General features: G+C 35.4%; 7 protein-coding genes, 1 tRNA gene and 3 pseudogenes. 6 read left to right on the top strand and 5 right to left on the bottom strand.

All coding sequences use genetic code 11. The features are described from left to right. The first annotated feature begins 94 nt into the window (after window positions 1–94). From RG963_RS15800 to RG963_RS15785, 4 genes are all read left to right on the top strand, one after another. Window positions 95–652, top strand: a complete 558-nt coding sequence (locus RG963_RS15800) for a TATA-box-binding protein (protein WP_310577237.1) — start codon at window positions 95–97, stop codon at window positions 650–652. 183 nt (window positions 653–835) lie between these two features. After that, window positions 836–1,393 carry a TetR/AcrR family transcriptional regulator gene (locus tag RG963_RS15795; RefSeq protein ID WP_310577236.1) on the top strand — a complete coding sequence of 186 codons (558 nt, stop codon included), beginning with the start codon at window positions 836–838 and terminating at the stop codon, window positions 1,391–1,393. 260 nt (window positions 1,394–1,653) lie between these two features. Beyond that, window positions 1,654–1,923: a hypothetical protein gene (locus tag RG963_RS15790; protein ID WP_310577235.1), complete on the top strand. Its 270-nt coding sequence runs from the start codon at window positions 1,654–1,656 to the stop codon at window positions 1,921–1,923. A 296-nt stretch (window positions 1,924–2,219) separates the two neighbouring features. Then, complete coding sequence (locus RG963_RS15785; RefSeq protein ID WP_310577234.1) at window positions 2,220–2,702, top strand: methyltransferase family protein; 483 nt, start codon at window positions 2,220–2,222, stop codon at window positions 2,700–2,702. 182 nt (window positions 2,703–2,884) lie between these two features. On the opposite strand, the pseudogene RG963_RS15780 reads toward RG963_RS15785, so the two are convergent. The 3 genes and pseudogenes from RG963_RS15780 to nikR all read right to left on the bottom strand — a co-directional run. Then, window positions 2,885–3,460, bottom strand: a pseudogene (locus RG963_RS15780) (IS5/IS1182 family transposase); the annotation flags it as partial. Window positions 3,461–3,629: 169 nt separating this feature from the next. After that, window positions 3,630–3,826, bottom strand: a pseudogene (locus RG963_RS15775) (transposase); the annotation flags it as partial. 829 nt (window positions 3,827–4,655) lie between these two features. Beyond that, window positions 4,656–5,099: a nickel-responsive transcriptional regulator NikR gene (gene nikR / locus RG963_RS15770; RefSeq protein WP_310577233.1), complete on the bottom strand. Its 444-nt coding sequence runs from the start codon at window positions 5,097–5,099 to the stop codon at window positions 4,656–4,658. A 614-nt stretch (window positions 5,100–5,713) separates the two neighbouring features. Here nikR and RG963_RS15765 point away from each other — a divergent pair. Next, the gene (locus RG963_RS15765; protein WP_310577232.1) at window positions 5,714–6,472 is read left to right on the top strand and encodes an FKBP-type peptidyl-prolyl cis-trans isomerase; all 759 of its coding nucleotides are present in this window, start codon (window positions 5,714–5,716) and stop codon (window positions 6,470–6,472) included. Window positions 6,473–6,625: 153 nt separating this feature from the next. Then, window positions 6,626–6,711 (top strand) — tRNA-Ser (locus tag RG963_RS15760). Between the two features lie 327 nt (window positions 6,712–7,038). On the opposite strand, the gene RG963_RS15755 is transcribed toward RG963_RS15760, so the two are convergent. Continuing rightward, window positions 7,039–8,292, bottom strand: a complete 1,254-nt coding sequence (locus RG963_RS15755; RefSeq protein ID WP_310577231.1) for an acyltransferase family protein — start codon at window positions 8,290–8,292, stop codon at window positions 7,039–7,041. 393 nt (window positions 8,293–8,685) lie between these two features. Further along, a pseudogene (locus tag RG963_RS15750) lies at window positions 8,686–8,871 on the bottom strand (transposase); the annotation flags it as partial. Window positions 8,872–8,887 lie beyond the last annotated feature (16 nt).

Below are 8,887 nucleotides of genomic sequence, written 5' to 3'. Positions count from 1 at the left end.
ACATCCTCATGTTTGGAAAAAAAATAGAAAGATATTTTCGTGCTTAAGTTTTTCAATAACTCACGCCCATTACCAAAATTCTATGGGATGTTATATGGAACCCACAATAACTATAGAGAACGTAGTAACATCTACCAAGTTGGCAGAAGATTTCGACCTGCAAAAATTAATGGAGACTGGGCTTGAAGGCGCAGAATATAACAAAACGAAGTTTCCAGGCCTCGTATACAGAATTATGAATCCCAAGGCATGCTTTCTAATTTTTACCTCCGGAAAAGTGGTATGCACTGGAACCAAGAGTCCCGAGAAAGCTCATATGGCTATGATCAAGCTGGCTAACGAGCTCGATTCCATTGGCTGCAAGGAAATAGATCTAGAGCCTGAGATTTATGTTCAGAATATAGTAGCCACCGCCAACTTAAAGATGAATTTAAACCTGAACGCCATTGTTATAGCTTTTGGCATGGAGAACGTCGAGTACGAGCCAGAGGTATTTCCTGGGCTTGTTTGTAGGCTTGAGGCTCCCAAGGTGGTAGTGCTTGTATTCAGCACTGGCAAGCTGGTAATCACAGGTGGAAAATGTCCCGAGGATTGCGAAGAGGGCCTGCGGATCATCAAGACACAGTTCAACAACTTAGGACTTCTTTATTAAATAAACCCTAAAAAATGATCAATTTTTAAAGATTAATGTCCTTGTTTTATCAACTGAAGACTTGATAGAACAAAATTCTAAAAAATCGGGCACATCTCCCATGTTTGAAAAAGATGGAAATATATTATTTGCTTACGTTTTTCAATAACCATGCCTATTATCAATAATTTTGTGGAATCTAAAATGAATACACGTGAAAAAATCCTTACTACGGCTGCTTTTTTATTCCAAAAAAACGGTTATCATGCTACAGGGTTAAATGAAATTATTAAAGAAAGTGCAACACCGAAAGGATCATTGTATTATCATTTTCCTGATGGAAAGGAAGAATTAGTGGCAGCCACTATAAAATTGATGGGGAATAAAATTCAACACAATATAGAAGAAGAATTAGCAAAGAATAGCGATCCAGTTCAAGCCATCAAGGAGTTTATTCTAGATTTAGCACGGAAATTCAATGAAAATGATCAAGATAATTGTTTTTCTATCAGTTTGCTGGCCTTAGAGACAGTCTTAATAGGCGATTCTTTACGAAAAGCTTGTATTGAAGTCTATAATCTGTGGAATGATACATATTATCAGAAATTAGTTAATAGTGGATTTTCATCAGAAAGATCAACGGAACTAAGTTCAATTCTTCAATTAATGATCGAAGGTGCGATAACGATATCTTTGATTCGTAATGATAATACCATGCTGGTAGCTGCTGCTGAAAAAATACCTACTTTATTAAAAAAATAAATAATTTAAATTTTCATATATTTTTTATTTGATAATATATAGACAGAATACAATCAACGGGGTTGAAATTTATGTCAACTCATCTCGAAATTAATGGAATCGTTGTATAAGTATATGAATCAGTATGTGAATATGCGGCTCAAAATGCGAGCTTTTCTGCGTATGCAGATGAGAAAGTAGACGTATCATATTTTTTAGATAAAGACAAGGAATCGAAGCTTCCGAGAGTGTTTGTTCAACTGATATTATTATATAAGGACTTGAATTTTTCAGTCGGGAAACAGGTATTTGATGGTGTAGAATTTCCTGAGACAATAGAAATAGATGGCTTAGAATATACATTGGTAAATTTTGGTGAACATGAAATCAGCTACCTGAGAGCTGATATCATGGACAAACCTGTGTACACTCTCATGTACAGAACTATGCTGGTTACCGATGGAGTGTATTTGTATGTCCATCCTTTCATTGAGATCTTCGAAACAGAGGAAGTGGCGCAGGCAAAGGCTGACGAGCTGAACAACACATGAGGCAACATAACGATAAGTCACTTCCATTTTGTGTAAGATTAAACGACAGTGGCTAAAAATTATGTAAAATTTAACGTCAAAAATCATATTATAGAAAATTCAACATATTGCCAAAATCTGAAAAACAGCTACATTTATAAATGTAATATACAATTTCTTTACAGAATATGAGCTACAGGACATTAGAAGAGGCTGAGATTCCTTCAATTTCCTATAAAGCGCAAAATGGATTTAAATATGTTTCAATTGTAAATCCGATTTCATAAACTCTACTGTGTGATTGGAATTGATCTCAAATGGAAGACTCAAAAGAAGAAAGAATAATTATGACTATTCAATGGGGTTTATGGTGGTTGTTTCCCCTCAGCACTTTTGTAGAACAAGTTAAATACACTTTTTTAAGACCTTACGGATATTTATTATTAATTTTTGGGTTCATGTTATTTATTCTGGCCAATAAAGCACACGGTACTACCAATAAATTAAAATTGAACGCTGCCCCCAAGCCTAATAATTCTGCCAAACTAGTAACATATGGGGTTTATGCATATATTCGCCATCCCATCTACAGCAGTTTTATTCAGATATCCTTTGGAACTGCATTCCTTATCGGAAATTTAGGAAGCATAGCAGCAGCTGTTGCATCATTAATTTTTTATGATTTCAAATCCAGATATGAAGAAAAACTGCTCATTAAAACGTATCCAGATTATAATCTGTATAAGAGAAGAACAGGCAGATTTATGCCTGAAACACTTAAAATTCATGAGCCTATATAACCGTCATCTGTTGTAGAAAAAATGTCCATTTAAGTGTTAATTTAAATAATATTCATTGGTTATCGGTTAAGAATGATTTCCGTCTTCTCTTACTCTTTTTTTGGATCCAAATCCTTCATTTCTTATTATTCTCCTCTTTATTTCTTTATTCAGCGAAGGCTTGTAATTCCTTTCTTTCTCTAATAAATTTTAGATTCTGGTACATTTGCTTCATTAATCGGAAACACTAAAGGTTTTAATGTTTGATATTCAAGTGCAAGAGTCAGTTTCATGCCAAGAAACTTCTGTGGGTTGAGTGACCCCATTTGTATTCTTTGTTTTCCAGACTTTCTTTGGATATCTTTTTAGCATGCCAGTTCAAATTGAGGTTTATGTCAGTACTGTCAATTATAATGCCTTTTGACCCACTTTTTCTTAGGGTATAAATCATTCAATAATTCGAAAACAAAATCAGTAAACTGTTGGGGTTCATATTTACTAAGAAGGCCATAAATTTCCTTTTCAGTGGGTACTGAACTGATTTTTAAAAAGGTTCTCAAGCTTTCCCTTTCTTTCAATTTCCTAAAAGTATAGGAGATCTCACAGGAAAAAAACATGCTCAAAAGTACGATTTTAAGAGCACGAACTGATTTTGAGAGGGGCAGGATGCCCCTCTTCGTAAGTATTTGTCTGCAAGATCTAAAACCAAAAACATTTAATATTTCGGATAATAATTTCCATTTGAAATCTTCGTTTACTGGAATAAGCGGAGCTTTCATATTTTATCACCAGAGGAGGATTGTAAGTCCTCCTCAATAAAATTTAAGTTTTATACGACTTTAATTGGAATTTAAGTAGGAAATAAGATGTACTTTTTTTGGGGAAACCATTAACCGCCTTAATTAGTGGAAAAAAAGAGAAAGGATCTTCAGTTTGATAGTGAATTTAAGAGGACACTATTTTTATAATTTGCATCACTTTTGAGGGAGAATACTTTGGCTCAGCACAACAAAAAAATGGACATGATAACCATCACTACCAATTGCATCAAATTCAAAACAATACCTTTCACCAATTTCAAAACAAATTATTTTCAAAAAGTTGATGAGTACTGTATCTAAAAGAAGCTTTTTCCGGAATTTCATACAACCTGCTTTCGGTATGTCGACATAAAAATCTATTCAATTTTTCTATTGATATCGTTTTTTTCAGAACTTATGAAATTCAATTTAAATCAAAAATTACTAAATGTTAACCATGACATAATTAATATATATTTATAATAAATGAGATAAATGACAACTAATGTTAGGTATATCCTATATTCGGCAGGTCGACATTTAATTTTCAATAATTTTTGTTGATGGCGATTTTGAAATGATGCTCCATAATTGTGTGCAGTTGTTAGGTTTACATATGACCAATTATTAATTTTTCATACAAAACTTCAATGAAAAAATGATTCAGTACTCATATATGTCGTGGGAGTTGAGCCACACGTTAACCAACTTTAAACCTAATATATAATTAGCTAATATTCAAAAAAAGCATCAGAAAAAATATTTTCATTTCTAATGTCGACCTGCCGAAAGCAGGGTATATAGTCCGGATGATACTGGTTTTTAAGTGAACCTGCAAAAAATGATAATTAATGATTTTAAATGTTAGAATGTGCTTGCTGCCGAATGTAGGATACAAGAAACCATATGGTATCTTATTTTAGAGACACACTGGCTTGCATGTCGTAGTTCCATTTATAATACAACGACAACTAAAAATATAAATCAGTTAGTTAACAACGGTCTCGGGGAAGTTTCCATCCCCGCAGCAAGCTGCGGGTATTCGACTGAAATAACGACATACGACGACACACAAGTACTTTCCGGTTCAGAGTTTATCAGGAATGTCTACTGTTCTTCTGGCTAAATTTGATGCCTGAATTGAATATCAATGGATTTTGGACCATTTCCAGAATTAGAAGGCTTTTAAATCCACTTTTTCAATTTTCTCTTTAGGGAGGGTGGTTAACCTGGAGTACTTAACTCCCTTTAAACTTAGAATCTTTTCAACCAGCTCGACTATTTTTTTCCCTTCTCCTTCAAGAATTATTACTTCAAAACACGAATTCGCGTCTATATGAAAACGTACTGAGGAATTTATCAGATCCATATTTTCGTGCTGGATTTTTGCCAGGGTGCTCGATACCCCTGTTTTTGAACAATCGTATACAATAGAAATCGTTGCAGTCCTTGTTCCCCTGATCTGCTGCATCCATTCATAATGCTGGTTGTATGTCCTTATGGCATCCCTTATACCCTCAGAGCGAGAGGAGTAACCTCTCTTCAGAAGAGTTTTATCAAACTTGTCCAGAAGTTCCCCGGGCAGGGAAATCCCTATTCTCATAAGCCTCTTTTCCATATGCCCCTCCTGAAAACGGAAATCCTTCTCTTAAGTATCCTCTCCGGGCACTCAACCGGATGAAATACAAAAGGATACCTAAACCCAATAAAATTATCTATATATTCCAAATCCCTCACTGCAAATAACCAGGATTATATTTTAATATTTTATTGTAATTCAGCGGCATAAATAGTAATCGAAAGACATATGGAATATGAGAAAGTACATCCAACTTAAAAACTTATTAGACTTAAGGTCCCAGGATAAAAATTTTCCCTGCCGGAACCTTTACTTTTATCTGAGCAATTTGCAGGATAGGGATATTCTTGCAGAAATTAGCAGCTTTCTAAAAAAGGAAAAGAAAAAGTTTTACCTGCTCATTTTCAAGGTAAAATCCCACTTAAATTTAATCTAGATGTCAACAGATGCGGTTTCAGGAAAATTCGTTTGGAATAAAAATTTTTTGTAATGACCGGTAAGATCTTCATTAACCTTGCTGATTCCCAAAAAGCTTATTAAAGGCAGAGTTCTATAGCGTGAAACACATTTACTTCAAAATTTCCTAAATTTGGCTGACAAAAAATGATTTGCTTGCTTATCAATTAGCTAATTTAATAAAAGAGTTGAGAATTATGGCAATCCAGAAAGGCGATTTCATAAAGTTAAACTACACAGGTAAGTTTGAAGATGGCAAGATTTTCGACACAACAGACGAAGAACTTGCAAAAAAAGAAGAAATATTTAATCCACGCGGGCTTTACGGCGGAGACGTTGTTATTGTCGGGGCGGGACATACTATTGAAGGCCTTGACGAAGATCTCGAAGGAAAGGAAGTAGGTCACAGTGGAAGCATTGTAATCTCTCCGGAAAAGGCCTTTGGCCCGAGCAACTCAAAGCTTATAGAAACCGTTTCCATTACAAAACTGCAGGACAGAAATGTCCACCCTGGTCTTGCTGTTGAGCTTGACGGCAGGAAAGGTATTGTCAGCAGGGTCATAGGCCGCAGGGTCACTGTGGACTTTAACAGCCCTCTTGCAGGCAAGACGGTTGTCTATGAGTACACCATTGAAAAAATCCTTGAGGCTGACACCGAGAAGATCCAGGGACTGCTTGCCCTCTACACCGGCATCAGGGATCTGGAAATCGAGACTGCTGACGGAGTTGCGAAGATCTATATACCCACGGGCCTCACCTTCAACCAGCGCTGGCTCATGGCAAAGAACAGGGTCGCATCCGAACTATTCAAGTACGCCGGTTTTACGGAAATCCAGATCATTGAAAAGCTCACAGCCGAATCCGAAGCTCAGGAAATCGCCGAGATCGAATCCAGAGCTAAAGCCGAATTAGAGGCTGACTCCGAAGGCGAAGAATCTTCAGAACCTGAAATATGATTTCAGTCTGAAACTGTACTGAAAAAGCGAAGAGTCTTTTCTCTTCGCAAATTTTATATATTATAATCGGGTTTTCTGTATACGCTTCCCTGAATGTCAGGATAATCTGCATAATTCCCTTTCCGGAAGCTGCAAGAACCATTTTTTCAACCTGCTGAGGTAGCCCAGCGGACTACGGCGCCGGTCTTGAAAACCGGTAGTGCTCACGCGCTACGGGAGTTCGAATCTCCCCCTCAGCGTAACTTTCAAATATTTTCTAAAAATTTTTCTGTTCCTTTAAATTATTAATTTTATTTTTGGATGGGTTGCCTCGCCAGTTATGAATTATGCATTAAACAATTTATTATATTAAAATGCTTTATAGTTCACCTAATATACTTTGTAGTAAAACTAGCAATCAAAAAAAGAGGATATCCCGGACTGAAATTTTCTATAAAACGTTCTATGTTTTACTTTTAAAGTTTTCAGTTCCGGAATAGTAAAGTTTTTATTTTTTCATATAACTATTTTTTTAATAAGTCTGTTCTATAATGTTGTTTACTGTAAACTGATTTGTGCCTTGATGCTCATTTGCTGGAGCCTATTGTAGATCCATTGAAGGGAAGATCTTTACCAGGGACTTTTTCTTGTGGGAAATATTTCTTTAAATTTAATTCGAATATCTGGACATGATACGAGATAAAAAACAGGATCGGAACAGCTACGAATATTACGATAATATCGTGCAATATTGGATTACTTATAAAGTTCGTTCCGGAATTCCAAAGAGCCAAAAAAGGCCTGTGGAATAAGTAAACGCAATATGAAGATGTGGCGATATAAGTAAGGATCAAACTCAACGAGCTTGAGAATTTATCATTGATAAATTTCATTGCAAATCTGTATTCAAAGATGCAGAATAATATTATAAAAATATTGAGAATCAGCGTATCGACGATAAATTTCAAAGTGGTGTAACTCAGACCTAATGAATTTGCCACGCTCCCTAACATGGATACGAGCATAGAAGATCCTATGGTGCCGCTTGGAGCATCAATGGTTAAAGAAACCTTCGGATCTAAAAGCAGGACCATTCTCGACCCTAAAACAACGACGAGTACAAATATAACCGGAAGGGCTGCCAGCAGGATCTGGACAACAGGAATTTTAAAAATCGTTCTCGCGGATTTTTCAAATAAACTTTCTTTACAGGTAAGGATACCAAACACGAATATTGGGAAAAACATGAAAAAACGATGATCAATAATATTGAAAGTTCTTGAGACTAATAAAAACCCGAGAAATATAAGGGAAGAGGAAAACAAAAGCTGTTTTGAATCTTTTGAAAACATAATAATTAATGGGTAAATGGTATAAAAGACAATAATTAAACCGATAAAATATAATGTCAACATGGGAGAAGCGTATGCGGGGGCAAGGAAAATTTGTAATCCCAGCACGTGCACGAGTAAATTAAAATGACCGAATACATGTTCTGCATGGGGAAACAAGAAACTCGAATTCAACTTTGGAGCAAATACAAAAAACACAAGTACAAAAACGGCAAGAGCGGCCCAGTAAAGGGGAAAAATCCTCAAAAGCCGTTTTCTATAGAAAGACAATACATGCTGGAACGAATATATTGAGTGGTTGTTATAATATAATAAATATCCACTCATAAATATAAAAAGTCCCAGTCCCATATTTGCGAAATAAGGGTCAAAGGCATAAAGGGCTAGCTTGCTGTAAGTAGAAAATAAAAAGTTACTTAAGTGAGCCGGAATAATCATAATTATTGCTAATGCCCTTAAGAAGTCAAATGCGATAATTTTATTGCTCATAGTTTCAACTCCTATAAATAAAATACTAGGTAAATGTGAGTCAACCTCTTGCAGTCAATTATTTACTGATTGGGTCAACTTACAAAAATAATATTTATTTTGTAAACATGATATGTTAAAAGTGAATCAATCTGTGTGTTTATATATAAACTATTTGACTTTAGTATGTATTTATCTGTATACAATCGATCAAATGTTTATTTTTTATCTTTATATTATTATATTTAAAAGTTTTCCTGCTCTTGCAGAACCGATTTTTCTCTCCTACCGTGGATCCGAGGTTCTGAAGCTTATAAGATTATATCCTAGCTTTGACAGTTAGATCAAATTTGCGCTGGCGCACCCCGCTGCAAGCAACTGGGTATGTTCGCGCCACCGCTCTGGTTGTAATGGTTATTCAAAATAGAGAATTTTCATTTGCTGATATGCTTCATTTTCTTCCAGGTTTCCCTGATTTTCAACATAGTTTCTTATTACATTGGAAGTTGTTCCATCGCCTACAGTTCCAATGTAACCCCCATCACTCCATAGTTCACCACCCCAAAGCTGTTTTTTGATTTCAGGGTGTTCTTTAAAGATTTATCTTGCTGTAATA

Origin of the sequence: Methanosarcina baikalica, from assembly GCF_031461075.1 — an archaeon.
Lineage (GTDB): Archaea > Halobacteriota > Methanosarcinia > Methanosarcinales > Methanosarcinaceae > Methanosarcina > Methanosarcina baikalica.
Note: the sequence above shows the minus strand (reverse complement) of the source record. Positions and strands in the feature narration are given on the sequence as shown.

Bases quoted from the DNA above. Each gene is read 5' to 3' on its own strand.
- RG963_RS15765 (WP_310577232.1), top strand. From the start codon at position 5,714: ATGGCAATCCAGAAAGGCGATTTCATAAAGTTAAACTACACAGGTAAG.
- RG963_RS15800 (WP_310577237.1), top strand. From the start codon at position 95: ATGGAACCCACAATAACTATAGAGAACGTAGTAACATCTACCAAGTTG.
- RG963_RS15795 (WP_310577236.1), top strand. From the start codon at position 836: ATGAATACACGTGAAAAAATCCTTACTACGGCTGCTTTTTTATTCCAA.
- RG963_RS15755 (WP_310577231.1), bottom strand. From the start codon at position 8,292: ATGAGCAATAAAATTATCGCATTTGACTTCTTAAGGGCATTAGCAATA.
- nikR (WP_310577233.1), bottom strand. From the start codon at position 5,099: ATGGAAAAGAGGCTTATGAGAATAGGGATTTCCCTGCCCGGGGAACTT.
- RG963_RS15785 (WP_310577234.1), top strand. From the start codon at position 2,220: ATGGAAGACTCAAAAGAAGAAAGAATAATTATGACTATTCAATGGGGT.